Genomic DNA, 25,924 nt, shown 5'->3' on the forward strand with positions numbered 1-25,924 from the left:
GCCGTTCTCCGACATCCACGACGCGTGCAGCACCGTGAGCATCGCGGCCTCGTGCAGCGCCTCGAGCCGGTGGAAGCGATCCGCCGCCGCGCTCTTGCCGTGAAGGCCCGCGCCGTACGCGAGGTCGGCGCCCGCGGCTTCGAGCTGCTCGCGCGTGAAGTCGAGCGCTGCGCGCGCGATGCCGAGGCCGAAGGCCGCCGTCGCGGGTCGCGTCATGTTGAAGGTCTTCATCACGTCGCGGAAGCCGCCGCTCTCGCCCTTCGGAATCTCCTCACGACCGCCTAACAAGTGGTCGCGCGGGATGCGGCAGTCCTTGAACACGTAGGCCGCGGTGTCGTCGGCGCGGATGCCGAGCTTCTTCTCCTTGTGCGCCACGATGAAGCCCGGCGCCGTCTTCGGCACGAGGAACGACTTGATGCCCGCGCGGCCCGCCTTGCGGTCGAGCGTGGCCCACACCACGGCGCCTTCCGCGCGGCAGCCCGTCGTCACGAAGATCTTCTCGCCGTTCAGCACCCACTCGTTCGTCTTCTCGTCGAGCACGGCGCTGGTCTGCACGAGCGAAGGGTCCGAGCCGCAGCCGGGCTCGGTGATCGCCATCGCGAGCAGCATCCCGCCCCAGCGCTGCTTCTGCTCCGCGGTTCCGCTCGCCGAGAGCGCGGCGTTGCCGAGGCCGCCGCCACCGCCGCGGCGCATGCGCACGGAGTAGTCGCCCCAGGTTTGCGCGGCCGCAATCAGCAAGCCGAGCGAGACGGGACCCGTGTCGCCGGGGCCCTGCTTCCCCATCAGCGAGAACACGCCGGGGAAGTCGTTCGCCTCGGGCAGCGCGTCGGGCGGAAACTCTTGCTCGTTCTCGTCGTAGTGCCGCGCGTACTTGCGCGCGACGAGCGATTCCGAGCGCACGTAGTCGAGCACGCGTTGGTCGCGTTCGCTGAGCGTGAAGTCGATCATGTCCGTTCTCCGATCCCGCGGGCGCCGCAGCGCTCCGCTCGCAGTTGTTACGGGCTAGAGCGCGGCCACCGTGTCGAGCACCGACAGCGTGCGCGCGTGCCGGTACCACATCTCGACGGGGTGCTCGCGGATGAAGCCGTGGCCGCCGAGCACCTGTACGCCCTCGTCGGCGATCTTCACCGCCTTCTCCGCGTCGTAGGCGAACGCCTGCGCCGCCTCGCGCGTCGCGTCGACGCCGCGCTCGAGCGCGCTCGCCGCCTTCCAGCCGAGGAAACGCATCGCGTCCGTCTCGATGCGCATGTCGGCGAGCGTGAACGCGATCGCCTGCTTCTGCGCGATCGCCTCGCCGAAGGCGTGGCGGTCCTTCGCGTACGGGATCGCGTACTCCATCACCGCGCGCGAGAGGCCGGTGAGCAGCGCCGCGCTCGCCGCGCGCCCGCTCGCGAGCAGGCGGCGCGCGTCGCAGCCGCGCTCGCCACCGAGGCGAGAAGCGGCGGGGAGCTCGACCTTGTCGAGCGTGAGCGACACCGCCGGCAGCGCCTTCATCCCGAGCAGCTTCTCGCGCTCGCCGATCGCGACGCCTGCCGCCGTGCGCGGCACGATGAACGCCTCGAGCGCGGTGAAGCCGGACTTCGCTGCGCTGGTGTTGCGCGCGACGACGAGCAACTCCTCCGCGCGGTCTCCCATCACGACGAAGCGCTTCTTGCCCGAGAGCACGAACTTGTCGCCCTTCTGCTCGGCGACCGTCGCGAGCGCGAGCGGGTCGAACACCGGCGACGGCTCGATCCACGCGACCGCGCCCGCGGCGAACTTCGGTCCGCAGAAGCGCGGCAGCAGACGCTGCTTCTGGTCTGCGGTGCCGTGATCGGCGATCGCGAAGGCGAACGCGCTCGGCGCCGCAGCAGCCACCGCGAGCGCGGCGTCGCCGTGCGCGAGCTCTTCGAGGATCAGCGCGTTGGTGATCGGCGCGCGCGCCTCGCCGCCGCCCCCGACTGCGCTCGGCAGCTGCGTCGCGGTGAGCCCGAGCTCCCACACCTGATCGAGGAAGCCCGCGGGCAGCTCGCTCGCTTCGTCCGCAGCGCGCGCCGCCGGGCGCAGCACCTGCGCGGCGAAATCTCTCAACGTGTTTCGGACGAGCTCCTGCTCTTCCGTCGGTCCGAACGAGATCATGTGTCGCTCCTTCAGCTCGAGGCGGTGGGCCTCGCGATCTGGTGAAAGAAATGGTCGAGCGCATCGCGGCCGCCCTGCTTCACGAGCAGCCCCCGCTTGCGGGCGTCGCGCGGATCGAGAAAGCCGAGCGCGACCGCGCACCACACGCGCGCGTCGGCCGTGTACTGCACGTCCGCGCTTGGCGCGAAGCCCTGCGTCACGCGGCAGGCGCCGTCTTCGATCGCGACGGTCCACACGCCGCCGCCATCGCCGGTGAGGCGCACCTCGAACACGAGCGTCACGCCGGCCGCGCGTTCTTCCCGCAGCAAGAACGGCAGGGCCTCCATGATCGACTGCGCCGACATCTCGTTGAAGCGTTCGAGATCGAGCTCGAGGTCGCTCGTCGCGTGCAGCACGTACCAGCGCGAGAGCGCGGAGATCACCGGCGCGAGGTCGTGCGCGCTGTCGGTCGCGGAGTAGACGTCGCGCTCGCCGTCTTCGCGCGCGACGAGGCCGTCTTCCTGCAGCTGACGCAGCCGTGCGGAGAGCACGCGCGGCGCGATGCCGGTGCGGCGACGCAGCTCCTGAAAGCCGCACGGCGCGAGCAAGAGGTGGCGCACGATCACGAGCGTCCACTTGTCGCCGAGCCACTCGAGCGCGCGCCGACGGGATCGAAGATCGCCGCGGGGCGCGGAATCGCGGAGGCGGCCGGCCGGCGCTGCGAGCGGGTTGCTCGCGCGCTGCGCGACGGCCTGCGGGCTCCGTCGGATTCTCTACGAGATATCCGCTTTGCTATCGGAAGAGTATCTACTGGATATCGATGACCTTGCCAACCCCGCCTCGAGACGACGTCGCCACGAACCACGGATCAGCTGCAACGCACAGCGTCGCCAGTTGCATCCGCACCCCCGAGACACTCGCCGATTCGTTCCCCGCCCCTCCCAGGCGACTCGCCGGCAGGTTCCCAAGCCCCGCCTTCGCACCTACGTTGCGAAGGCCGGGGGTGGACAGGAGATCGCCGGCGGGCAAACACCGTCCGCGGGAGGAAAGTCCGGGCTCCACAGAGCAGGAAGGTCGTTAACGGCGACCCGGGGCGACCCGAGGGAAAGTGCCGCAGAAACACACCGCCGATGGCCGACGATCCCGCGCGCGCGGTGAGCGAGCGCGGGGGAGGCACAGGCAAGGGTGAAATCGTGAGGTAAGAGCTCACGCGTCGCCGGGTGACCGGCGGCGGGGCAAACCCCTTCCGGAGCAAGCTCGAATAGGGGCGCTGCGCGGAGTGGCTCGCTCCCGCGTCCGAGAGGGCGCCAGTGTCCGGGTGAGGGCGCTCGAGCGGCGCAGCAATGCGCCGCCTAGAGAAATGGTCTCCACCCGCCGAGGGCAACCGAGGCGGGAACAGAACCCGGCTTACCGTCCACCCCCGGCAAACGCTGCGCGCGAAGCGCGCCAGCGTTTGCCGGGAGGGCTTGCAGCTGGCGGCGCTGTCGCACCGCAGCCTCGCGGCTCGGCGCGCTATCGCGCGAGCTCGCGCAGCTCCTTCGCGAAAGCCTCTACGGCGCGCAGATCTGCGGAGGGAGCACGCTGCGCTTCGAGCTCGCGCGCGAGACGCGCTCGCTCGGCCTCGATCGGTGCGGCCGGCTCTCGCGCCATCAGTCGCGCTCGCAGCACCCGTAGCTGGCGCTGTGTGGCATCGGCTGCGCCGGCGTAAGCGCGAACGCGCTCGAGGAACTGCGCACCGAGCGCGGCCGCGATCGCGTCGGTACCGAGGGCATCGCGGCGCGTGTAGTCGTAGATGGTGCGCTGCACGGAGGTATCGAAGGCGCGCGTGCCGAGGCCGTCGTGGGCGCGAGGAAGATCTGCGAGGTCGGCAGCACGACGCGCGCTTCGCCGCCGCGCTCGCGCGCAACCTTCCACACTGCGACCGTGTGGTTCGACATCGGCCAGAGCAGGCCGACCGAGCGCACGCCGAGTCGGCGCAGCAAGAACGCCGCGAGCGCGCTGCTCTCGTCGCACTCCGCGGTCGCGGTCGCGAGCGACGACGGCTGCGCACGCTTCCACGCGCTCCAGATCGCATCCGAGCGCGGCTCGCGATCGGTCACGTCCCACGCGATGCGCCACCAACCGGCCTCGCGCACCGCCTCGAACACGAGCTTCACGCGCAGGTACTGCTGGAGTGTCGCGGCGTCGGCGCGAAAGGAGTGCGTGCGGGCGAGCTGCTCGAAGTCGGCTCGCACCCACGCCGACGGCGCGGCAGCCACTTCGCGTTCGAGCGCCGCAACCAACTCGTCGACGCTCATCGCCGCGGCGCTCGCCGACAGCGCGACGAACACCGTCGCGGCGAGCAGCCGCACGCACGGCCTGCGCGCTGCGCGCCACGGGTCTCGCCGCGGCGCGCAGCGCGCGCTGGTCAGAACTTCTGCCCGAACTTGATGCCGACCGTGCGCGGCGTGTTGGTCGTGATGTACTCCTGCGTGCACGTCTTGAAGTCGCACTGCGTCGAGCGGTTGTAGTCAACGCTCTTGTCGGCCACGTTCTCGAGATAGATCTCGGCGTGCCAATTCTCGTCTTCGATGCCGAGCGAAAGGTCGAACAGCTCGTAGTCGCGGTTGCGGCCGCCGAGAACGGTCTGCTCCGCGGGGATCAGCGCCGAGCGCGTTGATCCCTGGAAAACGCCGGACGCCTGTGCGTATGCGCCGAAGCGACCGAGGTCGAAGTTGTACCGCGCGGTCAGGTTGAGCTTGTAGTCCGGCACGATCGGAAGCGTCGTGCCTCGCGCCGCGAAGTCGACGCCCGAGCAATTGGTGGGCAATGGCGCGACTGCCGTGATGTCCTTGCAGAAGTGCTGGGTGAGCTCTGCGTCGAGAATCGTGACGCCGCCAGAGAGCAACAGCGCGTCGTTCACCGCCCAGTCGAAGTCCGCCTCGACTCCCCAGATCCTCGCGCCGCCCGCGTTCGTGAGAATCGTGAGTCCGTTTGGGCCGAGATATGAGAACTGGAAGTCCTTCCACTTCTGCCAGAAGAACGCGGCATTCACACGCACGCGGTTGTCGAACCACGACGTCTTCACACCACCCTCGTAGTTGGTGAGGAAGTCCGGCTTGTAGGGTGGGAACTGTCCGTTGCGGTTCACGCCGCCGGGCCGGAAACCCTTCGACCACGTCGCGTAGACGATTTTGTCGTCGTCGATCCGGTAGGTGAGATTGACCTTCGGCGTGTAGTCGTTCTTCTTGACCACCTGGTCGAGATTCGTGCACGGCGCGGTGCCGATGCTCTTGAACGGCACCCAGCTCGAAGTGTCGAAGCGCGGGTCGCCGTTCTGGAAGCTGCACAGCGTTTCGCCGCTCCGCCCGCTGCCGCTGTAATCGTCCGCGAAGCCGAAGTACCCCTTCAGCGAGTTCTGATAGCGGAACAGACGAATGCCACCGGTGAAGATCAGCCGGTCGGGCACCACGTCGAAGCTGCCTTCGCCGAACAGCGCGTAGTCCCGGTCGACACGCTTCTGCTCGGTGAGCCAGATAGTGTCATCCCAGCCCGTGACCTCGTAGTCGGTCAAGTCGAGATCATCGACCACGTAGCGCTGCTCGATGCGGTGCTGCTGGCGCTGGAAGAAGAAGCCGCCGATGAAGCGCAGGCGGTTGTCCTGCGGCGTCGCGATGCGGATTTCGTGGCTGTGGCGGCGGTAGCGGTCCTTGCCCTTGGTGTACTGGGTTGGATCGATCAGGAACGTTCCGCTCGAGTCGTAGAGGTAGTAGCCGACCAGATCGTAAAAGTACGAGTAATCCGAGTAGTCCACGTTGGTGTCGTCGTTGCGTAGCAGGAACGCGCCCGCGTACGTGACATCGAGATTGGCGATCGACCCCTCGACCGTCATCGCCGCCTGCATCCAACCGTCGCGGCCGTTTTCCGGCCGGAAGCGGACAGTCTCTCGCTTGCCGACGCTCGGGGCGTAGTTGAAGCCGCCGTTGCCCTTGGTCAGCTGGCCGATGATGGTGGGCGTCACCGTCCAGCTGTCGTTGAGGTCGACGCGCAGCGCGACGCGGCCGCCATACGTGTCGACGTCGTTGTAGTCCTTCTCGACGAACGAGTCGTTGTCGATCGTGTATCCGGCCGTCGGATAGGTGCGCGTTCCGAACACGTTGTCGATGTAGCCGCCTTCGTGCTTCGCCCAGCCGACGAGCCGGATCGCCGCCTTCTCGCCGATCGGCACGTTCACCATGCCCTCGGCCACGTAGCCCGGCTCGTCGCCGGTCAGGTTGCCCTCGATCCCGTACGAGGCCGCGAACTCACCCGGATCAGGTTTGTTCGTGATGATGCGAATCGTGCCCGACTGCGAGCTCGCGCCGTAGAGCGTGCCCTGCGGTCCCGCGAGCGCCTCGACGCGCTCGATGTCGTAAACGTGAACGTCTAGGGCGCCCTGGATCGTGGTGATCGGCTGTTCATCGAGGTATTGGCCGACGGTCGGCTGCGAGCCCGAGTGATTCCCGTTGTCGCCGCTCGACACGCCGCGGAAGAAGACGCGCGAGAAGCCCGGCCCGCTCGTCGTGAAAGACAGGCTGGGCAGCAGCTTCGCGTAGTCGTCGAAGTCGTCGACGCGCATGTCCTCGAGTTCCTGCGTGCCGAGCGCCGTGATCGAGATCGGCACGTCCTGCACGTTCTCGCTGCGCTTCTGCGAGGTCACGATGATCTCTTCGAGGTAGCCCTCGCCGGCAGCCGGCTCGGTCGCGGCGGGCGCCGCCGCTTCTTCTTGCGCCTTCGACGGCGCCGCGAACGCCATCGCGGCGGCGAAGGACCCGAACGCCGCGAGGTTGCGCTTCCGCTTGGCAAGCTCGCGCTGGAGTTTTCGCATTCGTGCTCGCGTCATCGGTTTCTCCATTCGTTGAGTCGAGTCGTCAGCCGCACACCGAAGCCGTCGTACGGCGTCGCGGGGTAAGCGGAGAGCACGGGGCCGAGCGTGCGCTCGAGCGGCCCCAAGTACTCGGCGAAGTTCCGCCACTGATCCTTGCCTTCGCTGTAGATCGGGCGGCGCACTTGCTCGGAGCTGGCGGTGCGCACGGCGCGCTCCGTCTCGTGGAAGCGCAGGCAGCGCGCGTCGAATGGAAGCGCGCACGCATCGAGCAGCCTGCGCACCTCAGGCTCGAACTCGTCCACCATCCGCTCATAGATGACGCGATGAACGCGCCCCGGCAAGACCTGATCGACGTGCGCCATCCACTCCACGTAGTCGCGGTAGTAGCGGCCGATGTCTTCGAGGCTGTACGTGAAGTGCTGGCCGCGCGCGAAGTGCTGCTTGAATCCGCTGAAGCAGCACGCGAGCGGATGCCTGCGCGCGTCGACGATCTTCGCGTTCGGCAGGATCAGCTGGATGAAGCCCACGTGCGCCCAGTTGTTGGGCATCTTGTCGATGAAGAAGGGCCGGTCGGTCTTGCGCTGAACGCGCGTCTGGCGCAGGTAACGCTCGCCCAGCTCGCGCAGCGCATCGGGCTCTAGATCCTCGAGAATCTCCGGATACTTCGACGTGCCCGCGTGCGAGCGCTTGCCGCCGAGCTCGCGCGCCATCTGGATGATGTCCGGTAGCTCCTGCGTGCCCTCGACGAGCGGATGGCTCGCGAGGATCTGCTCGAGCAGCGTCGAGCCCGCGCGCGGCAGACCCACGATGAAGATCGGATCCGGCGCGGGGCAGCCCACGCCCGCGAGCTCGTCGAAGAGCTCGAGCGTGAAGAACTGCTTCGAGCGCTTGACCAGCGCGGTCGTCTCGCGCGCGTCGTAGCGGATCAGCGTGCGGCGCAGCGCATTGCCTCTCTCGTAGTGCTCGAAGGCCAGCTCGAACTGCCGCGCATCCTCGTACGCCTTGCCCAGCGCGAAATCCAGGTGGAGCCGGTCTTCGATGCCGAGCTCCGCGCGCGCCGCTTCGCGCTCCATCGCGGCGACGTCTTCCGCACCGAATCGCACCGTCTTCAGGTTCGCGAGGCTGAACCACACCTCGCCGAGATCCGGCGCGATCGAGACGGCGCGCCGGTAGGCGGCGATCGCGTCCTGCTGGCGGCCCGCGGTCTTGAGCGCATGGCCGTAGCTCATCCACATCTTCGGGTGGCCGTCGTACTCGGCGAGCACGCCCGCGTAGAGATCGGCCGCCGCGTCCGCTTCGCCGAGCCGCGCGAGAATGCCGGCCTTGAGGTTGCGGTACGCGGGATTGCGCCGGTCGCTCCGCAACAAGTGCTCGACCTGCGCGAGCGCCTCGGCGGGCTTGCCCGCGCGATTCAGCACGAACGCGAGGTTCATGCGCGCCTGCGTGAAGCTCGGCGCGAGCTCGAGACAGCGCGTGAGCAGCTTCTCGGCGTCGCCGTAGCGCGAGAGCCGCGACGCCACCTCGGCGAACATGCGGATCGCGGGCATGTCGGTGGGGCGGCGCTTCAGGTGCTCGCGCAGCAGCATCTCGGCGACGGGGAGCTTGTTCTCGACGAGCGCCGCCGCGGCTTCGAGCAGGCGCGGATCGCGCGTCGCGGCCTGCACGTGCTTCATGTACGCGGCGTCGGCGCCCGCATCGTCGCCGAGCGCGCTTCGGTGATCACCGAGCGCGCGCCACGCGTCCGTGATGCGCGGGTCGAGCGCCACCGCGCACTCAAGCGCGCGCACCGCGGCCTCGCCCTGCCCGGCCATCCCGAGCGCGAGGCCGTGCTCGTAGTGTGCGGCGGCGAGGCGCGGCTCCCGATCCGTCAGCGGACCCAACACTTCGAGCGCGCCCTTCGCGTCGCCGAGGCCGCGACGCGCGCAGGCGAGGATCAGCTCCGCCTGCGGCTGCTGCGGAACCACGCGCAAGATCTCGGCGGCCTGCTCCGCGGCGGACGCGAGATCGCTCTTCATCAGCTGGCGCGCGTGATCGAGCGCGACTTCGAGCGTGCCGTGCGGTTCAGGGCTCGCGGACATTCTCGCGCGATCTTACCCGCAGCGCACCGCGTCGCGCCGCAATCTCGGCGACCCGCGGTCACGCGGACGCCTCGTCCACATCTTCGGCGCGCGCAGCTGCAGGCGCGCTCAGCTCCATGCGGAAGCAGCGCACCTGCATGCGCCGCTCCGGGTCGTACCCGAGCCAACGGCGATCCGGCGTCTGATCCTGCGGAACTTCGCGGAAGCCTTGCCGCGCAAAGAACTGCCCGACGCGTTCGCTCGTCGTGCACGCGAACACGTAGGTGAGCCCGAGCCGGCGCGCTTCGGCGACGCCGAACTGCACGAGCGAGACGCCCACGCCTTCGCCGAGGAAGCGCGTGAGCGCGTAGAGCGATGCGATCTCGCCGCTGACGCCGTCGCCGCCCGGCAGGAGTGCGCCGATGCCCGCGAGGTGACGGTCCTCGACGAAGGCGCCGAAGCCGTGCGCCAGCACCGCGTCGACCGCGGCGTCGTTGCGGTTGAGCAGGAAGCCCTCGCTCACGCCGCGGCGAATCAGGTCGTCCGCCGCGTCGAAGTCGTCGACGCCGAGCGCGCGCACCTTCATGTACCGCTTGCGCGTGAAGAGCGTGCCGCTGCCGGCGTAGGTGAAGAGCTCGTCGGCGAGCGCTTCGGGCGCGCACACGTTGATGTTCGCGACCCCGGCTTCGAGCATGTCGCCGACTTCGCGCAGCAGCGCCACGCGGTCGGCGTCGTGCGGCAGGCTGCGCGCGGGATTCGCGAGCAGCTGGCGCAGCTCGGCGCGGTGCACGAACGAGAGCCGCACCCCGTGCCGGTTGCGAAAGCCGCCGCGCGCGTCGAGCCACACGAGCTTGAACACGCCGAGGCGCGTCGCGATCTCGCGCACGGCGTCGCCGAAGTCGTGGCGCTGCGCGACCGCGACGCCGACCCACGGCTGCACGCGCAGCACGCGCCACGCGTTGCCCTCGAAGCGCGGCGAGCTGGCGCGCAGCACCGGCGCGACGCCGATCTCGCCGAGATTCGTGCGCAGCGGCGCGACGAGCACCGCGTTCGCGTTGCACGCCGCGAGCTCTTGCAGCGCGGGCACGAGCGGCGCGGTTGCGGCGCCCGCAGGCACCGCGATCGCGATCGTGCGATCCCGAAACTCGCGCTGATAGAACTCGCGCTCGGTGAACGAGAGCGTCTCTTGCGCGCGCCGCCGGCGGCGCTGCGGCGCCGGCGACGAGTTGGCGTCGCCCGGAGGCGCGCCGGTGGTCATCTCGCGACCGGGCGCGCGAACGCGTTGCTCAAAGTCTCGTACTCCGAGGCCACTGTTCGATCTCCGCTCGGCTTCGCCTCGCTGCGCGGTCGCGCCGGCGCGCGACCTTGCGGTCACCTGCCCCGCACCTCGCGAATCACGGCGATCACGCGCTCGTGGATGTCGCCGACGGTCGCGACCACGCCGGTGTTCTGCGCGAGCGTGCGGCCGTGGCGGAAGTCGAGGGCTTTGCCCGCGACGTCCGTAACAACTCCGCCGGCCTCTTCGACCACGAGCTTGCCGGCGGCGTGATCCCAGATCTTCTCGCGGTAGTCGGCGCGGGTGGGCATGCGGAGATAGATCGAGGCGTCGCCGCGTGCGATCGCCCCGTACTTGCACTGGCTGTCCATGCGCAGCGGAGGCGCCGTGATGCCGAGCTTCGCCGCGATCTTCGCGGACTCGCTCTGGTCGCTGTGCTCCGCCTCGACCGACTCGCACAAGCGCGCCCCTGCGCTGCTCGCGATCGCGGGCGCGCGCACGCCGCGGCCGTCCGCTTCGCCGCCGCGCCAGAGCGGAAACACGCGCGTGCCTTGGCCGCGGACTGCGGCGAACAGCACGCCGGTGCCGCCCGCGCCGTCCTCGAGATTCGGGCAGCCGAGCACGCCCGCGACGACTTCGCCGCCCTCGATCAAGCCGAGCGCCACGGCGTACTGCTCGCGGCGCAGGAAGCCCTTCGTGCCGTCGATCGGGTCGAGCGTCCAGTAGCGCGCCGCCTTCGCATCCGCGCCGCCGCGATCGATCCAGCCCAGCACGCGCGACGCATCGGGCGCGCTGCCCGCTTCGCCGGCCACCGCGCCGACCACCGACGCGAGCAGCGCGGCGTTCTCGGGCGTGCGGAGCTCCGCGCTGCCCTCTTCGCCGACGACCGCGTCGGCCGGAAACGCGCCCTCGAGGTGCCGGCACACGATCGCCTGCGAAGCGAAGTCCGCGACCGTGACGGGGCTCTTGTCGCGCTTCTCGAGCGTGTCGCGCGTGATCAGCCGCTCCTGCACCGCGCGGCAAACGCGGGCAGCGCCTCGCACCGCCTCCAGCGCCGAGCACAGCTCCGACTCGTACCGCCCCGCCATCGTCACTTCACCCCGCGATTGCGGCGCGGGTTGTAGGCAACCCGTGCGGTGTTCGCCCGGCGAATCCGGGGGGCCCCGCATCCGACGCCGCATCCGCGACGCTGCGAGAACGACGCGGTCGCGTCTGACGCTGGCGTGACACCAACCGCGGTAGCCCGAGCGCGTTCTCGCGCCGCCGATCGCGCGTTCCTCTCCAGCAGCGGCCCGTGAAGGCGTCCTCGGCCTCGCAGTCGTGGTGCCCGGGGTCGAAGGCGCGGATGGACAGCGGGGTCGTGGGCCAGTCCTAGGTAGGGGCCTCCGCTGAGCCCCCTTTTTTCGTCGAACGTGAACTTTTTGGTTGATCCGTTCAATGAATCCCTGGTAGAGGGGATTCAGGAAGGCCACCCCCCGCAGAATGCTCGCCACCCCCCTTCAGCCCGAAGCGAAGCCATCGCGCCGCGAAAGGAGCGGCGAGCGGCGCGCGCGGATTCTCGAGGCGGCGCGGGCGTGCTTCGGCGAGGCGGGCTTCGCGGGCGCCACGGTGCCTGCGATCGCGGCCCGCGCCGGCGTCTCGAACGGGCTGCTCTACCAGTTCTTCCGCGGCAAAGAGCACCTGTTCGAAGTCGTGGTGCAGGAGATCATCGCGGACTGGGTGCGGGCGATGGCGCCCGCGAACGACGCGCGCGAGTCCGCCGGCGAGACGCTTGCGGGCATGTTCCGCCGCTCGGTCGCATTCTGCCGGAGCCACCCGCTGCTGCCTGCGCTGATCCGCGAAGACGGCGCGCTTCAGCTCGATCGGGTCCGCGCGGTCGGTCGCGACCGCGTCGGCGCGCACCGCGAGTCACTCGCGCGCGTGCTCGAGCGCGGCGTCGCGAGCGGCGAGTTCAAGCGCGATCTCGACATCGCCTCGGTCGCGGACGTGATCGGCCAGCTGCAGTCGCACTACTCGGCGCGCGCCTACATGCGCGACTCGGCCTACCCGGATTCGCCCGAGCTGATCGAAGCCACGATCCGGCTCGTGCTCGACGCGGTGCACGCATGAGCGAGGCCCGGATGCGAGCAGCGAGATGTCGCCACGCCGCATCCGGCGCGCGCCACACAGAAACCACTGTGTGCCTGCTGAAAATGCTGGTGCTGCTGCTCCGCTGGGTAGAAGATGGCCTGTCGCGCTCGCGGCTTGTCCGCGCGTTTGCGCATCCCGTGCGCATCGCCCGTCCCGCCGTCGGCGCTGCGCGAGGCCAGCACGAGGAGTCCTTCGCCCGGCGCTAGCGGGTGACCAACGCCGCCACCTGCGCGGGGCGGACCAAGAGAGGGAAGCAGTGAAGCTGGAAGACCAGACGCAAACTCCGATCGATGCGGATCTGCCCGGTGAGGGCCGGCCCCGGCTCGGTGGTGGGCTGACCGTCGAAGAGCTCGATGTCGTCCGCGACCGACGGCCCCTCGAGTCGTACTTCCAAGAGATCGGCGGCACGCGCACGCTGAAGCGCGAAGAGGAAGTCGTGCTCGCCAAGGAGCTCGAGGCCTCGACCGCAGCGCTACGCAACTCGCTCTACGCGATTCCGTACTGCGCGCGCTACGTCGTCGACCGCTGGGATGGCCTGCGCGCGCTCTCGCACACGGGCGCGAAGCTGAGCGAGAGCTCCGGCGACGAGGAGACGAGCGAGATTGCGGCGCGCGTCGAGCGCGCGATCGGGCGGCTGCGCAAGGAGGTGAAGAAGCGCGAGTCGCTGTTCGCCTCGTCGCGCACCCCGCAGAACGAGCTGGCGAAGCAGGACATGCGCGTGGCGCGCGAGCTGCACGGCGCGCAGCTGTCGCTCGCGATGCTGACCGAGCTGCGCGAGCAGAGCCGCCTCCTCGCGCGCGAGCTGCGCCGCGCGCGGCCGAAGTCGAAGCGCCTCGAAGAGCTCGAGGAGAAGGCGGGGCTGCCGCGCGAGCGCGTGTCCGAAATCCACGAGACGGTCGAGCGCTCGCAGGAGCGCATGACGGCGGTGAAGAACCGCTTCATCGAGCACAACCTGAAGCTCGTCGTCGCGATCGCGAAGGACTACCGAAACCTCGGCCTCTCGTTCCCGGACCTGATTCAGGAAGGAAACCTCGGCCTGATCCGCGCGGTCGAGAAGTTCGACCATCGCCGCGGCTTCAAGTTCTCGACCTACGCCGTGTGGTGGATCCGCCAGGCCCTCGTGCGCGCGATCCAGAACCACTCGCGCACGATCCGGCTGCCCTCGCACGTGCACGACCGGCTGCAGCGCAGCCAGCGCGTGAAGGCGGAGCTCACGGGCAAGCTGGGCCGCGAGCCCACCCCGGCCGAGCTCGCACCGGCGCTCGGCGTCGACGCGGACTCGCTCGAGGCGCTCGATCGCCTCTCGCGTGAAGCGATCTCGCTCGAGTCCGGCGTTGCGGGAACGGAGAAGCGGCTCGAGGACTTCGTCTCGGACGTCACCGTAAGCGCACCCGACGACGGCATCGACGACGACCGCATGCGCCGCGGCGTCGGCCACCTGATCGGTGGCCTCACCGAGCGCGAGCAGCTGATCCTGCGGCTGCGCTACGGCCTGGTCGGCGAAGAGGAGCACACGCTCGAGCAGATCGGGCAGTCGCTCGGCCTCTCGCGCGAACGCGTGCGTCAGCTCGAAGCGCGCGCGCTGAAGAAGCTGCGCGACACGATGCCGGCGCAAAGCCTCTACCCGATCCTCGAGCCTTAACGCCGAGTCGCTCCAAAGCATCGCGCCGCGCAGCTCACGAGGCTGCGCGGCGCGAGTCGCTTTCGGGGCTGGCCGCCTGCTCGGCGTCTGACCCTTGCATGCGGCTAGGGCGCGAGGCAGTAAGCCAAGAACGCCGCGCCCACTGCCCAGCAGTAGTAGGCGAAGGCGTGGAAGCGCTGGCTCGCGAGCAGGCGCACGAACAGCGCGAGCGCGGCGAGGCCCGAGAGCGCGGCGGCGGCCGCGCCGAGCAGCATCGGCGCGGCGGCGGCGGTGGCGCCGGCTGCCAGCAAGTCCGGCAGATCGAGCACCGCGGCGCCGACGATCGCGATGATGCCGAGCAGGAAGCTGAACTCGGCTGCCGCGAGCGGCGCGATGCCGAGCGCGAGCGACAGCGCGATCGTGCTGCCGCTGCGCGAGACGCCGGGGAGAATCGCGAGCGCCTGCGCGCAGCCGATCGCGAGCGCCTGCAGGTACGTCGGCGCCAGCGCGCTCGCGCGCGGCTGCGTGCGCTTCGTCGTGATCAAGAACGTGCCCGTCAGCAGCAGCCCGGCGCCGGCGAGCCACGGCGTGCGGAACGCCTCCTCGACGCGGTCCTTCAGCGTGAGGCCCACGATCACCGCCGGCAGCGTGCCGAGCGCGAGCTTCGCGATGTGCGCGAGCGCGTCCGTGTCGCGCAGGAAGAAGCCGCGCACGAGGCCAACCACGCGCGCGCGATAGAACACGAGCAGCGCCACGAGCGAGCCGAGGTGCACGGCGATCACGAACGAGAGCCCGCCCTCCTCGCCCACGCCGAGCAGCGTCTCGCTGATCACGAGATGCCCATCGCTCGAAATCGGCAAGAACTCGCTGATGCCTTGCACGATCCCAAGCAGCGCGGCGATGAGCAGGTCCATGAGGACTCGTTAGCGGCAGCGCGCGCCCCCCGCTTCACGACTTCCGCGACTAAGAGGCGACATCACGCGCCCCAACGACGGAACGAACGACCTCGAAGTCGAACGCTCCCCCCAAGCAGGTCGGCCGAGGCCGCAAGCGAAGCGCGCAGCGAGCCGCAGGCGAGCGGAGTAAACAAGGATTGACCGCCAGCCTCGTTGACGCGGATCGAGAAACCGTCGCACACGCCCTACGATGCCCCGCGATGATCATCGCCTGCCTCGACCTCGAAGGTGTCCTCGTTCCCGAGATTTGGATCGAGTTCTCCGAACGCACGCGCATCCCCGAGTTGCGCCGCACCACGCGCGACGAGCCCGACTACGACAAGCTGATGAAGTGGCGCATCGCGCTGCTCGAGCAGAAGGGCTTCGGGCTCGCCGACATCCAGGCCGTGATCGCGACGATGTCGCCGCTGCCGGGCGCGCGCGAGTTCCTCGATTGGCTGCGCGCGCGCATGCAGGTCGTGATCCTGAGCGACACGTTCAACCAGTTCGCGCAGCCGCTGATGAAGCAGCTCGGCTGGCCCACGCTGTTCTGCCACGACCTCGTGACCAACGCCGCGGGGCGCATCGGCGACTACCGCCTGCGTCAGCCCGACGCGAAGCGGCAGTCCGTGATCGCGCTGCGCAGCCTGAACTTCCGGACGATCGCGGCGGGCGACTCCTACAACGACACGCGCATGCTCGGTGAAGCCGATCACGGCGTCTTGTTCTGTCCGCCTGACAACGTGATCCGCGAGTTCCCGCAGTTTCCCGTGACCCGCACCTACGACGAATTGCGCGCCGCATTCGAGCGCGCGGAGGAGAAGCTGAAGTGACGAAGATGATCTCGCGCAGACTTGTTATGGCGCTCGCCCTGCTCTCGCTCGCGACGTTCGCGGCGTGCGGCGGCGAGGAAGCACCGGCGCCCGCTCCCGCACCGGCGCCTGCACCCGAGCCCGCGCCGGCTCCCGAACCCGCACCGGAGCCCGCTCCCGCAGAGCCCACGCCGGCGCCCGACGCGGCTGCGGCCCCCGCCGCCGCGGCGTTCGCATGCATCGCCGGCGACGCGAACGCGGGCAAGGTGAAGTACGCGCAGCTGTGCGCGAGCTGCCACGGTGCGACGGGCGGCGGCGACGGCGTCGCGTCCGCCGGCCTCGTGCCCAAGCCCGCGAAGCACCACGACGGCAACTACATGAACCCGCTCACGAACGAGCATCTCGTCAAGGTGATTACGGAAGGCGGCATGGCCGTCGGCAAGTCGGCGCAGATGGCGCCCTGGGGCGCCGCGCTCGGCCCGCAAGGCGTGCTCGATGTCGTCGCCTTCGTGCGCACGCTGGCGGACCCGCCGTACGCGTGCCCGTGAGCGTACGCTGAAGACCAACCACGCGGGCTGGCGGGCGAACCCCGCCAGCTCGCGGCCTTTCGAGAGGAGCACGCGATGACCGATTCGATGAACGCGATTCTGGCGACGAAGGACGCGAGCGGCGCGTTCTCGGCGAAGCTCACGCGCGTAGCGCTGGGCGAGATCCCCGACGCCGACGTGCTCGTCGACGTCGCGTACTCCACCGTGAACTACAAGGACGGTCTCGCGGTGACGGGCCGCGCGCCGATCTGCCAGAAGCTGCCGATGGTGTGCGGCATCGATCTCGCCGGAACCGTGGCCGAATCGCGCTCGCCGAAGTGGCAGCGCGGCGACCGCGTGCTCGTGAATGGCTACGGCCTCAGCGAGCGCCACTGGGGCGGCTACGCGCAGAAGCAGCGCGTGAACGCCGACTTCCTCGTGCGCATTCCCGAGCCGTTCGACGCGCAGCTCGCGATGGCGATCGGCACCGCGGGTTACACCTCGATGCTCGCGGTGAACGCGATCCGCGATCACGGCGTGAAGCCCGGCGACGGGCCCGTGCTCGTGACGGGCGGCGCCGGCGGCGTCGGCTCGGTCGCGATTCTCTTGCTCGCAAAGCTCGGCTACGAGGTCGTGGCCAGCACGGGCCGCCCCGAGACCGCGGCGTACCTAACAAGCCTGGGCGCCTCCCGCGCGATCGCGCGCAGCGAGCTCGCCCGCCCGGCGAAGCCGCTCGAGAAAGAGGCGTGGTCCGCGGTGGTCGACAGCGTGGGCTCGACCACGCTCGCGACCGCGCTCGCGCAGCTCAAGTACGACGGTGTGGTCGCCGCGTGCGGCCTCGCCGGCGGCGGCGATTTGCCGAGCACCGTGATGCCGTTCCTGCTGCGCAACGTGCGCCTGCAAGGCATCGACTCCGTGATGGCGCCGATGCCGCTGCGCGAGCGCGCCTGGCGCGACCTCGCGCAGCTCGTCGACGCGAGCGCGCTGAAGAGCGCGTACCGCGTGGAGCCGCTCGCGCGCGTGCCCGAGCTGTGCGCCGCGATTCTGCGCGGCGAGATTCGCGGCCGCGTGGTGATCGACGTGAACGGATAGGGCTGCGGGACGCAGGGGTGCGCGGGGCACCGAGGCACACGGTTTTTCCTTCGGCTTCGCTCGCCTCCGCGGACTCCGGCTCGCTGCGCGCCGCGTCACGCGTCGAGCACGCACCTGCTTGGGCGCTCGCGGCTTGCGGTTCACATCGAGCCCGCGTTTCGTCGTCCAACACGGCGAGCATGGTTGGGGCGTCGTCAGCGCCTACAGCTCAGCGAGTGCCGGCCCCGCACTCGCGCACGCGATCCACCTTGAACATGCGCTTGCCCGCCGGCTGATACGTCAGCACCAGCGCGCGGCGCGGCTCGTCGCTGTGGTTCGGCTCGGAGCCGTGCACGGTGTGCGGGCTGAAGAAGATCGCGCTGCCGGCGGGCACGACGGCGGCGACTTGTTGCGACAGATCGAACGCGCTCGGATGCGTGAAGAGCGGCCCGAGCCGGCCCTCGCCTGCGCGGCCGGGCAGCAGGCCGCGCGCGTGCGAGCCGCGAATCACGCGGAAGCAGCCATTGCCTTCGTGCGCGTCGTCGAGCGTGATCAGCACGTTCGGCAGCTGATCGAGATGCGCGCAGAAGTGCGCCCAGTACGGCGAGTCCTGGTGCCACGAGAAGCGCGAGCCCTCGCGCGGGCGCTTCAGGTTGAGCTTGTCCGTGAACAGCGCGACCTCGTCCGCGCCGACGAGCCCGCGCATTGGCTCCACGAGCCGCGCATCGTCGAGCAGCGCCTCGAAGCGCGGGTGCAGCCCCGCGAACGGCTCGATCACGCGCACCGTGCGCGACCCGGGCGCGTGCTCCAGCTGCACCGTCGTCGCGAACTCCCCGACGCGCGCCTCGGCGTACGTATTCCCGTCGATCGCATAACAACTCGCCTCAGCCAGCGCGCCCTCCGCAACGCGCACGACCTCCTCCGCCGCCGCAACGAGCTCGCGCACTTCGACCGCCGAGAAGAGCCGCGCACGCACGATGAACCCATCGCGCGCATACGCCTCCCGCTCCGCCGCACTCAGCTCATGCACCGCACCGACTCCCGAGAAGCGCGCAGTCTCCGCGACACAGTTCCGTGTCGCCACAAGAAGAACCGAGGAGCGAAGCGGCGCCCCGACCGAGCAACGAGAACCTGACGACGAAACGCGAGCGCGATGCACGGAGCAAGCCGCAATCCCAAACAACCGCAGCGAAGCGGCGCCCCAACCGGCAAAGCCCACCTGCCATCGAAACGCGGGCTGGATAGGAACCGCAAGCCGCGAGCGCCCAAGCAGGTGCGAGCTCCGCGCGTGCCGCGGCGCGCAGCGAGCCGGAGTCTGCGGAGGCGAGCGAAGCAAGAGGAGAAAGCAGGTTCAGTACGCCTCCACAGGGCGCGCTTTCACACAAGTTTCACAGGCAACCTGCAGCGCGAACCGAAGCGTTCATCGAAGCTCGGCTACATCGCAGGAGAACGACGCCACATGACCACCGCGAACGTCCCGGCCTCCTCCCGGCCCAAGCAAGAGTTCACGCGGGCCGACGGCTGGCTCACGCGCACGGCGCTGGTCTCCCGCACGATTTATTGGGGAATCCACGCCTCGTGCCTGCTCGTGTTCTGGGTGGGCGCGCCAGCCGAGGCCGTCGCCCTGTGCGCGGCCACCTACGCGATCCGCGTGTTCGGCATCACGGGCGCCTACCACCGCTACTTCGCGCACAAGACGTACAAGACGAGCCGCGCCTTCCAGTTCGTGCTCGCCTGGATCGCCTGCTCGGCCACGCAGAAGGGCCCGCTCTGGTGGGCCGGCACGCACCGCCGCCACCACCGCTACTCGGATCAGCCGGGCGACCCGCACTCGCCGAAGGAAGGCGTCTACTACTCCCACCAGGGCTGGGTCTTCGACAAGCGCTGGGAAGGCACGCCGATCGAGGGGATTCGCGACTTCGCCGCATTCCCCGAGCTCGTCTGGCTGAACACCTACCACTGGGTGCCGCCGCTCGTGCTCGCCGCGATTTGTTATGCGATCGGCGGCTTCCCCGGCCTGCTCTGGGGCTTCGCGGTCTCGACCACGCTGCTCTGGCACGGCACCTACTCGATCAACTCGCTCGCACACCTGTGGGGCACGCGCCGCTACGAGACGACGGACACCAGCCGTAACAACTTGCTGCTCGCGCTGCTCACCTTCGGCGAGGGCTGGCACAACAACCACCACTACTTCATGGCTTCGGTGCGCCAGGGCTTCTTCTGGTACGAGATCGACATCACGTACTACATCCTGCGCGCCTTCGCGGCGCTGGGACTCGTGTGGGATCTCAAGCTGCCGACCAAGGACATTCTCGAAGGCAGCGCGCTGCGCGTGAAGCAGGCCGCCTAGAACCAGTAGTCGGCGACGCAGCGACCGTCGCGCGGTAGGTCTTCGAAGCTCACGAGACCTTCGAAGTGGTCGATCGGGAGGCCCGCGACGGCAGCGGGATCCTCGGCGAGCCGCACGTTGATCGCGCCCCAGCGGCGACCGTCCGCGCCGGGTTCGCGCGAGCGCCAGCGCACGACGCAGCCGCACACGGGGCAGAAGTGAAACTCGATCTGTTCGCCGCGCACGTACCCGCGCGTCTCGCCTGAAACGCGGATGCGCTCGCCCTCGAAGCCGTACACCCACAACGCGCCGTAGCGCCGGCACACGGTGCAGTTGCACGCCGTCGCGCCGTCGGGCTCACCCTCGAATTGCCAGCGCACCGCGCCGCAGTGACACGAGCCGTCGATCACGTGCGCCTCCTGCGGCTAGGCCGCGTCCATCTCCCGCCAGAACTCCGCGCAGTCGACGACGCTCGCCGTCTCTCGCGCGCGCTCGGCCGCGAATCCCAACAAGTGCCCCTCGAGCGCGCTCACGCCCGTGGAGCCCAGGCGCGCGAGGTCGCCGCTCGCGAGCACCTCGGTGAAGTGGTCGAGCAGGCCGTCGTCGCCGCCGAAGTGGTTCAGCGGCGAGCCGGTCGTGGTGTGCTTCTCCACGCCGAGCGCGCCCACGCGCGAGACCTCGATCACGCCGTCGTGGAGAACGCCGCGAATCTCACCGCGCGTTCCGCTGATGCGCACCGTCCGCCGTTCTTCGTTCGCGAAGCCGTGCAGGCCGAAGCTCGCGGTGACGCCGCTCGCGAACTCCACCGCCACGCTCTGGTGATCGAGCACGTCGTTGTCGCAGCGATAGATGCAGCGCCCGTAGCGGCCCGTGCGCAGCGCCTGCATGCGCGCCTCGCGCGCGGGGTCGAGCGAGACGTCGCTCCACGGCCAGTGGCGCGCGAGCTTCTCGTCCGGGCCGCCGTAGAAACGCACCGCGTCGTGCGGACACTCGGCCTGGATCGGGCAGCCGTCCGTGCAGCGCTCGGGCACCGCCGCCGGCGCGCCGCTCGCGCAGTAATGACTCAGCGCGCCGCTCGAGGAAACGCGCGCCGGGCGCTCGCCCACGAGCCAGTACAAGAGATCGAGATCGTGGCACGACTTCGCGAGCAGGATCGGCGCCGCTTCGCGCGTGCTGCGGAACTTCCCGCGCACGTAGCTGTGCACCATGTGCCACGCCGCGATGTGCTCGCGCAGGTCGACGTGCACGGGCCGCCCGATCGCGCCGCCCCTGACGAGCTCGGCGAGCTTCTCGTAGAACGGGATGAAGCGCATCGGGTGACAAATCTGCAGCACGCGGTTCGCTCGCTGCGCCGCGCTCACCACGCGCACGCACTCGCTCGCCGTGAGCGCGATCGGCTTCTCGAGCAGCACGTGGAAGCCGCGCTCCAGCGCCGCGAGTGCGGGAGCGACGTGCAGGTCGTCGCTCGTCGCGACGATCACCGCGTCCGCGGCGGGCGGCGCCGCGAGCAGCTCGTGCCAGCTCGCGCGCACTGCGCTCGCGGGAATCGCGTGGCGCGCCGCGACCTCCTCGCGCCGCTGCGCGCTCGGCTCCGCGACCCCGACGATCGCGAGGCGCTCGGGGCGCTGCGCCGCGTAGCGCGAGTAGGTGTCGCGCCCGCGCAGGCCCGCCCCGACCAGAATCGCGCGCACCGGCATCGAGACTCCTTCGCCGCGCGCAATACTGCGCCGCATGTCCGAAGAAGCGCAACGAGACGACGACCTGCGCGCGCTCACTCGCGCGCTGAAGATCGGCCAGTACACGCGCCACATCTTCTTGTGCACGCACGGCGACTGCGCGCCGGGCGACGCGGCGAGAGCGTCGTGGGAGTTCTTGAAGAAGCGCCTGCGCCAGCTCGGCCTCGCCGACGCCGAGGGCGGTGTCTACCGCACGCAGGCCAACTGCCTGCGCATTTGCAAGCACGGCCCCGTCGCGGTCGTCTACCCGGACGGCACGTGGTATCGCGGCTGCACGCCCGAGGTGCTCGAGCGCATCATTCAGGAACACGTGATCGGCGGGCAGCCGGTCACGGAGTTCGCGTTCGCAGCGAACCCGATCGGAGCCGCGAAGTGAGATCGGCGCTGCTGCGCGGACGCGAGCACACGCTGCTCGGCGCGCACGGCGCCGTCGCCGAGGCGAGCGTCGCGATCGCGATCTCGCGCGGCGGCTTCGCGAAGCAGTACGCCTACGTCGACCCGAACGAAGACGCCGCCGCCTTCGCGTACGGCGCGCGCGCGGTGCTGCTCGCGGTGGCGGACGGCCACTCGGGCTTCGAGGCGGCGGAGGTCGCGCTCGAGCACTTGTTGGAGAATCCCGCGCCGAACTGGACCGTCGGCGAGGGCCCGCCGCCGAACGCCGATGCTTGGCGCCGGCACGCACTCGCCGCCCTCGCCGACGCCGCGGTGCAGATCGGCGGCGAGCGCCGCGAGGGCAGCCGCTCGCGCACCACCCTGACGCTCGCGCTCGCCGACCTCGCGCGCGGCGAATGCCTCTACGCCGCGATCGGGGACAGCCACTTGTTCGCCGCCTACGCCGGCGAAGCGCGCGAGGTGGCGCCCTCGGGCAAGGGCGCGTTCCTCGGCGATCCCGGCGTGACCGAAAAGCTCGCCGAGCACGCGCGCATCGGCGCGTTCTCGCTCGAGGGCGTGCAGGCACTGGTGCTCGCGAGCGACGGCCTCTCGGAAGAGGGCATCGGAGTCGCCGACCCCGCTGCCGCCGTGCACGCCGCGTTCGTCGCGTCGCGCAGCGAGCGCACCGACCTGCAGCCGCTCACGCTCGCGCGCGCTGTCTGCGACGCCGCTTGCGCCTCCCACCGCGCGCTGCACTCCGGCGACAACATCGCGTGCGCGGTGCTCGTGCTGGGCGAGTGACCCGCGGGTCCCCGCGCATGCGCCGAACCGCGCTCGCCTCGGGCGCAGCGCTCAAGCCGAGGCGAGCAGCGCTGCAACGCGCTCGCCGATCGCCTCGCTCGCCGTCAGCCCCGGCGACTCGATGCCGAGAAGGTTCACGAGGCCCGGCAGGCCGCGAGCGCTCTCTTCCGCGATCACGAAATCGCGAAACGCCTCGCCGGGGCCGGCGAGCTTCGCGCGCACGCCGGCTTGGTCCGGCGTGAGCCACTCCGCGCGCAGCGCGGGCACGTACTTGCGCGCGGCTGCTGCGAAGGCGTCGCGCTTGTCAGGCGACACGGCGTAGTCGATGCGGTCGACGTACTCCGCGTCGGGGCCGAAGCGAACGCGACCGCCGAGGTCGAGCGTGACGTGAACGCCGAGGCCCGCGCCGGTGTACAGCGGGTACACGAGGCGGTTGAAGCGCAGCGGCGCGCCCGGCGCGAGCGCGAAGTAGTCGCCCTTGCACAGGTGCTGGCGGTAGCCCGCGGCGTCGATCTCGATGCCCGCGAGCGCTGCGATGCGATCCGCGCCGAGGCCCGCGGCGTTCACGACGGCGCCGCACTCCGCGGCGTCGCGCTCGCCGCGCGGGCCGCGCAGCTCGATGCGCCACCCGTCGGGGCGCAGCGCGAGCGCGATCACTTCGTGGCGCAGCAACAACTCGCCGCCGAAGCGCGCGAGCTCTGCGGCGTACGAGTCGCACAGCGCGTGCGCGTCGACGATGCCCGTGCGCGGCGACGCGAGCGCGGCGAGCGCGCGCACGTGCGGCTCGCGCCGCGCGACCTCGGCGCCGTCTACCAGCGAGATCTCGCGCGCGCCGTTCGCGGAGCCCTGCGCGCGCAGCCGCTCGAGCGCCGCGATCTCCGCGGGCTCCGTCGCCACCACGAGCTTGCCGAGCGCGCGGTGCGGAATGCCCTCGCGTGCGCAGCGCTCGCACACGCGCGCCGCGTTACGCCGCTGTTGCGGCTCGAGGTCTCGCGCGCGATGCCGCCGCTTCGCTCGATCGCGAGCACGCGCTTGCCCGCGCGCGCCAGCGCTGCCCCGCACGCGAGCCCGACTGCGCCGGCGCCGATGACGAGGACGTCAGCGGCGCGCGCCACCATTCACCCCTTGTGGCGCAGCGTCGCCATGAATGCTTGGCGGCGCTCGGGCGAGAACATCAACAAGGCGAAGAACATGAACATGTAGAGCAGCGCGAACGATGTCCGCACCGCGGCCTCGGTGAAGAACAGCTGCACGCTGAATGCGGCTGCGAGCAGCACCGCCTCGAGGCGCGAGAAGTCGAGGTCGACGATCAGCATCGCGGCGAGGATCGACTGCGCGGAGGTGAGGAACAGCTCCTCGGTCTGGCGCGCGTCGAGCGGCAGAGGGATCAGCTCGCCCGACGCCGCGGCGAACGCGACCGGCAGCGCGCCCACGAGCAGCGTCCACTGATTCACCTTCGACGAGATCAGCGTGCCGATGCCGACGTGGCCGCGCAGCTTCCACGCGAACATCAGCGCGACGAGAAACTCGGGCGCCTCCGACGCGAGCGGCGCGACCCACTGCACGAGCACGAACTCGTCGATCGGGAGGTGATGTCCGAGCTCGACGAGGCTCTCCGCAAACGGCTCCGCGGAGATGAAGATCGCGAAGGTTGCGAAGACCAGGAAGGACGCGGCGACGACACGTCGGCTCTTGTCCGTGGTGCGCTCTTCGATCCACGCGGCCGGGCCCTCGTGCTCCACCTCTTCCTTCTCTCCGCGCGTGGCGGCGCGCACGTAGGCGATGAAGAACGCGAACAGCACGACCGCGTCGAAGAGGTTCAGCCCCTGCATCGACTCGGGCAGCGGCAAGTACTCGCGCAGCGGAATGAAGAACGAATAGATGGTCGACCAGATCAGGTACTTGGTCTCGAGCCGATGGTGAACGGGAATCGCGAGAGCGCCTTCGCGGCGGCGCCAACACGAGACGAGCACGACCGACGTCCAGCCGAGGCCGATCAACAGCCGATTCGCGCCGGTCATGTTCGCGACCGCGTAATGCGTCCACTCGGGGTTTTCCGCCGCCTTGATCGCGAAGGTGAGGTCGACTGCGTACTCGGGCAGCACGGCGACGAGCGCGAGGATCAAGAGCGCGAGCGACTGCGGCAGATCGCGCTCCGCGAGCTCGGTCGACCACGAGAGCAGGAATGCGGCGCCGAGGATCGCGAGGCCGGTGGCGGCCGCGGCCACCTCGGGCACGAAAGGCAATCCCCCGAGCAAGAACTGCCCGACCCACGGCATGGGCAAGAGCAGCGCAATCGCGAGCCACAGAATCGTGCCGAACGAGCTGCCGCCCTTCGCACCGCTCATCGCAATCGCTCCCCAAACGCTCGCTCGTAGTGCGCTTCGAACTCGCCTTGCGCGAGCGCCAGCGACTGCGTGCCGTGCTTCTCGACGAGCAGCGCGCCCATCACGCTGCCCATGCGCGCGCACGTCGCGAGCGAGCGCCCGCGCGCGAGCCCAACCGCGAACGCAGCGCGATAGGCGTCACCGCAGCCGGTCGGGTCGACGACGCTGCGGGCGCGCATCGGCGCTACCTGGGTCGCGCGCGTGCCGCGCTCGAGAATGCGCGAGCCGTTCTCGCCGAGCGTCACGATCGCAGCGCCGACGCGCGCCACGATGTCGGACTCGGCGAGGCCCGTCTTCTCGAGCACGAGCGACCACTCATAATCATTCGTGAAGAGCAGCGTCGCGCCGTCGATCAGCTCGATCAGCTCGTCGCGCTCGAACAGCGGCAGGCCCTGCCCCGGATCGATCAGCGCTCTCTTCTTCGCGGCCTTGAGCGCGCGCGCGTGCTCCTGCATCGCGCGCTTGCCGTTGGGCGAGACGAAGCCGAGCTCGTACGGCTCGCTGACCCGTGCGATCGGCGCCTCGTGCGCGCGATCCATCGCGCCGGGGTGGAAGCCGATGATCTGGTTGTCGTCGAGGTCGGTCGTGATGTACGCGCCGGGACTCGACTCCCCCGCGAGCCCGACGATGTGGTGGCGCTGAATGCCGTGCTGGTCGAGCCACGCGCCGTAAGCGCCGAAATCGTCGGCGCCCACGGTCGCGAGCACGATCGGCTGCTCGCCGAGCAGCTTCAGGTTGAAGGCGATGTTCGCCGCACAGCCGCCGAAGGTGCGGCGCAGCTCGGGCACGTGGAAAGCGACGTTCAGCACGTGCAGGCGATCGGGCAGGATCACGTCCTTGAAGCGGCCGCGGTAGACCATGATGTGATCGATCGCGACGGATCCCGTGCACAGCACTGCCATGAGAAGCGCGGCTCCCGAAAGCGGC

At 70.0% G+C, this 25,924-nt stretch carries 22 protein-coding genes, 1 other RNA gene and 1 pseudogene; 9 read left to right on the forward strand and 15 right to left on the reverse strand.

The annotated features are described in order from the left end of the window. The 3 genes from FJ091_19960 to FJ091_19970 all read right to left on the reverse strand — a co-directional run. On the reverse strand, positions 1 to 948 hold a 948-nt coding region (locus FJ091_19960; GenBank protein ID MBM4385630.1), incomplete at its 3' end, for an acyl-CoA dehydrogenase. A gap of 54 nt (positions 949 to 1,002) precedes the next feature. Beyond that, on the reverse strand, positions 1,003 to 2,118 hold the full coding sequence (locus tag FJ091_19965) for an acyl-CoA dehydrogenase family protein (protein MBM4385631.1): 1,116 nt from the start codon (positions 2,116 to 2,118) through the stop codon (positions 1,003 to 1,005). An 11-nt stretch (positions 2,119 to 2,129) separates the two neighbouring features. Continuing rightward, a complete protein-coding gene (locus FJ091_19970) occupies positions 2,130 to 2,723 on the reverse strand; it encodes a transcriptional regulator (protein MBM4385632.1) in 594 nt (197 codons plus the stop codon). Positions 2,724 to 3,096: 373 nt separating this feature from the next. Between FJ091_19970 and rnpB the strand changes: the two genes are divergently transcribed. Further along, positions 3,097 to 3,523: RNase P RNA component class A (rnpB, locus tag FJ091_19975), an RNA gene on the forward strand. Positions 3,524 to 3,746: 223 nt separating this feature from the next. Here rnpB and FJ091_19980 read toward each other — a convergent pair. From FJ091_19980 to FJ091_20000, 5 genes are all read right to left on the reverse strand, one after another. After that, positions 3,747 to 4,448, reverse strand: a complete 702-nt coding sequence (locus FJ091_19980) for a hypothetical protein (protein ID MBM4385633.1) — start codon at positions 4,446 to 4,448, stop codon at positions 3,747 to 3,749. Positions 4,449 to 4,504: 56 nt separating this feature from the next. Further along, positions 4,505 to 6,943 (reverse strand): TonB-dependent receptor, encoded by a 2,439-nt coding sequence (locus FJ091_19985; GenBank protein MBM4385634.1) that lies wholly within the window; start codon positions 6,941 to 6,943, stop codon positions 4,505 to 4,507. Between the two features lie 11 nt (positions 6,944 to 6,954). Continuing rightward, positions 6,955 to 9,021 carry a sulfotransferase gene (locus tag FJ091_19990; GenBank protein MBM4385635.1) on the reverse strand — a complete coding sequence of 689 codons (2,067 nt, stop codon included), beginning with the start codon at positions 9,019 to 9,021 and terminating at the stop codon, positions 6,955 to 6,957. A gap of 58 nt (positions 9,022 to 9,079) precedes the next feature. Then, positions 9,080 to 10,258: a hypothetical protein gene (locus FJ091_19995; GenBank protein MBM4385636.1), complete on the reverse strand. Its 1,179-nt coding sequence runs from the start codon at positions 10,256 to 10,258 to the stop codon at positions 9,080 to 9,082. 113 nt (positions 10,259 to 10,371) lie between these two features. Further along, positions 10,372 to 11,364 carry a 3'(2'),5'-bisphosphate nucleotidase gene (locus FJ091_20000; protein MBM4385637.1) on the reverse strand — a complete coding sequence of 331 codons (993 nt, stop codon included), beginning with the start codon at positions 11,362 to 11,364 and terminating at the stop codon, positions 10,372 to 10,374. Between the two features lie 394 nt (positions 11,365 to 11,758). Between FJ091_20000 and FJ091_20005 the strand changes: the two genes are divergently transcribed. Beyond that, positions 11,759 to 12,385: a helix-turn-helix transcriptional regulator gene (locus FJ091_20005; protein MBM4385638.1), complete on the forward strand. Its 627-nt coding sequence runs from the start codon at positions 11,759 to 11,761 to the stop codon at positions 12,383 to 12,385. Between the two features lie 277 nt (positions 12,386 to 12,662). Then, positions 12,663 to 14,048 (forward strand): sigma-70 family RNA polymerase sigma factor, encoded by a 1,386-nt coding sequence (locus FJ091_20010; GenBank protein MBM4385639.1) that lies wholly within the window; start codon positions 12,663 to 12,665, stop codon positions 14,046 to 14,048. Between the two features lie 104 nt (positions 14,049 to 14,152). Here the strand turns inward: FJ091_20010 and FJ091_20015 are convergent, their stop codons facing one another. Beyond that, positions 14,153 to 14,941: an undecaprenyl-diphosphate phosphatase gene (locus FJ091_20015; GenBank protein MBM4385640.1), complete on the reverse strand. Its 789-nt coding sequence runs from the start codon at positions 14,939 to 14,941 to the stop codon at positions 14,153 to 14,155. Between the two features lie 242 nt (positions 14,942 to 15,183). Here FJ091_20015 and thrH point away from each other — a divergent pair, with 242 nt between their 5' ends. From thrH to FJ091_20030, 3 genes are all read left to right on the forward strand, one after another. Next, a complete protein-coding gene (gene thrH / locus FJ091_20020; GenBank protein MBM4385641.1) occupies positions 15,184 to 15,795 on the forward strand; it encodes a bifunctional phosphoserine phosphatase/homoserine phosphotransferase ThrH in 612 nt (203 codons plus the stop codon). Beyond that, positions 15,792 to 16,322: a cytochrome c gene (locus tag FJ091_20025; protein ID MBM4385642.1), complete on the forward strand. Its 531-nt coding sequence runs from the start codon at positions 15,792 to 15,794 to the stop codon at positions 16,320 to 16,322. The genes thrH and FJ091_20025 overlap by 4 nt, the downstream gene beginning before the upstream one ends. A 75-nt stretch (positions 16,323 to 16,397) precedes the next feature. Then, complete coding sequence (locus FJ091_20030; GenBank protein MBM4385643.1) at positions 16,398 to 17,393, forward strand: oxidoreductase; 996 nt, start codon at positions 16,398 to 16,400, stop codon at positions 17,391 to 17,393. Positions 17,394 to 17,601: 208 nt separating this feature from the next. On the opposite strand, the gene FJ091_20035 is transcribed toward FJ091_20030, so the two are convergent. Next, entirely contained in the window at positions 17,602 to 18,402 is an 801-nt protein-coding gene (locus FJ091_20035) for a phytanoyl-CoA dioxygenase family protein (protein MBM4385644.1), read from the reverse strand. A gap of 429 nt (positions 18,403 to 18,831) precedes the next feature. Between FJ091_20035 and FJ091_20040 the strand changes: the two genes are divergently transcribed. Beyond that, on the forward strand, positions 18,832 to 19,722 hold the full coding sequence (locus tag FJ091_20040) for an acyl-CoA desaturase (GenBank protein MBM4385645.1): 891 nt from the start codon (positions 18,832 to 18,834) through the stop codon (positions 19,720 to 19,722). Here FJ091_20040 and FJ091_20045 read toward each other — a convergent pair. Both FJ091_20045 and FJ091_20050 read right to left on the reverse strand, forming a co-directional pair. Then, entirely contained in the window at positions 19,719 to 20,111 is a 393-nt protein-coding gene (locus FJ091_20045) for a GFA family protein (GenBank protein ID MBM4385646.1), read from the reverse strand. The two genes, FJ091_20040 and FJ091_20045, sit on opposite strands and share 4 nt — an antisense overlap. A 15-nt stretch (positions 20,112 to 20,126) precedes the next feature. Beyond that, a complete protein-coding gene (locus tag FJ091_20050) occupies positions 20,127 to 21,398 on the reverse strand; it encodes a Gfo/Idh/MocA family oxidoreductase (GenBank protein MBM4385647.1) in 1,272 nt (423 codons plus the stop codon). 34 nt (positions 21,399 to 21,432) lie between these two features. On the opposite strand from FJ091_20050, the gene FJ091_20055 reads away from it, so the two are divergent. Further along, entirely contained in the window at positions 21,433 to 21,813 is a 381-nt protein-coding gene (locus FJ091_20055) for a (2Fe-2S) ferredoxin domain-containing protein (GenBank protein MBM4385648.1), read from the forward strand. After that, positions 21,810 to 22,610, forward strand: a complete 801-nt coding sequence (locus tag FJ091_20060; protein ID MBM4385649.1) for a protein phosphatase 2C domain-containing protein — start codon at positions 21,810 to 21,812, stop codon at positions 22,608 to 22,610. Before FJ091_20055 ends, FJ091_20060 begins: the two co-directional genes overlap by 4 nt. A 51-nt stretch (positions 22,611 to 22,661) precedes the next feature. Here FJ091_20060 and FJ091_20065 read toward each other — a convergent pair. From FJ091_20065 to FJ091_20075, 3 genes and pseudogenes are all read right to left on the reverse strand, one after another. Then, positions 22,662 to 23,728 (reverse strand): annotated as a pseudogene (locus FJ091_20065) (NAD(P)/FAD-dependent oxidoreductase). Continuing rightward, positions 23,729 to 24,958: a sodium:calcium antiporter gene (locus tag FJ091_20070; GenBank protein ID MBM4385650.1), complete on the reverse strand. Its 1,230-nt coding sequence runs from the start codon at positions 24,956 to 24,958 to the stop codon at positions 23,729 to 23,731. Continuing rightward, the gene (locus tag FJ091_20075; protein MBM4385651.1) at positions 24,955 to 25,899 is read right to left on the reverse strand and encodes a carbohydrate kinase family protein; all 945 of its coding nucleotides are present in this window, start codon (positions 25,897 to 25,899) and stop codon (positions 24,955 to 24,957) included. The genes FJ091_20070 and FJ091_20075 overlap by 4 nt, the downstream gene beginning before the upstream one ends. Between the last annotated feature and the right edge of the window lie 25 nt (positions 25,900 to 25,924).

It is taken from the genome of Deltaproteobacteria bacterium, from assembly GCA_016875395.1.
In the GTDB taxonomy this organism is placed as follows: Bacteria; Myxococcota_A; UBA9160; order UBA9160; family UBA6930; genus VGRF01.

Excerpts from the sequence above, each read along its gene's own strand:
- FJ091_20070 (MBM4385650.1), bottom strand. The coding sequence starts at position 24,958 with ATGAGCGGTGCGAAGGGCGGCAGCTCGTTCGGCACGATTCTGTGGCTC.
- FJ091_20005 (MBM4385638.1), top strand. The coding sequence starts at position 11,759 with ATGCTCGCCACCCCCCTTCAGCCCGAAGCGAAGCCATCGCGCCGCGAA.
- FJ091_20000 (MBM4385637.1), bottom strand. The coding sequence starts at position 11,364 with ATGGCGGGGCGGTACGAGTCGGAGCTGTGCTCGGCGCTGGAGGCGGTG.
- FJ091_20075 (MBM4385651.1), bottom strand. The coding sequence starts at position 25,899 with ATGGCAGTGCTGTGCACGGGATCCGTCGCGATCGATCACATCATGGTC.
- FJ091_19965 (MBM4385631.1), bottom strand. The coding sequence starts at position 2,118 with ATGATCTCGTTCGGACCGACGGAAGAGCAGGAGCTCGTCCGAAACACG.
- FJ091_20050 (MBM4385647.1), bottom strand. The coding sequence starts at position 21,398 with ATGCCGGTGCGCGCGATTCTGGTCGGGGCGGGCCTGCGCGGGCGCGAC.
- FJ091_20040 (MBM4385645.1), top strand. The coding sequence starts at position 18,832 with ATGACCACCGCGAACGTCCCGGCCTCCTCCCGGCCCAAGCAAGAGTTC.
- FJ091_20015 (MBM4385640.1), bottom strand. The coding sequence starts at position 14,941 with ATGGACCTGCTCATCGCCGCGCTGCTTGGGATCGTGCAAGGCATCAGC.
- FJ091_20055 (MBM4385648.1), top strand. The coding sequence starts at position 21,433 with ATGTCCGAAGAAGCGCAACGAGACGACGACCTGCGCGCGCTCACTCGC.
- FJ091_20030 (MBM4385643.1), top strand. The coding sequence starts at position 16,398 with ATGACCGATTCGATGAACGCGATTCTGGCGACGAAGGACGCGAGCGGC.
- thrH (MBM4385641.1), top strand. The coding sequence starts at position 15,184 with ATGATCATCGCCTGCCTCGACCTCGAAGGTGTCCTCGTTCCCGAGATT.
- FJ091_19985 (MBM4385634.1), bottom strand. The coding sequence starts at position 6,943 with ATGCGAAAACTCCAGCGCGAGCTTGCCAAGCGGAAGCGCAACCTCGCG.
- FJ091_19990 (MBM4385635.1), bottom strand. The coding sequence starts at position 9,021 with ATGTCCGCGAGCCCTGAACCGCACGGCACGCTCGAAGTCGCGCTCGAT.
- FJ091_19995 (MBM4385636.1), bottom strand. The coding sequence starts at position 10,258 with ATGACCACCGGCGCGCCTCCGGGCGACGCCAACTCGTCGCCGGCGCCG.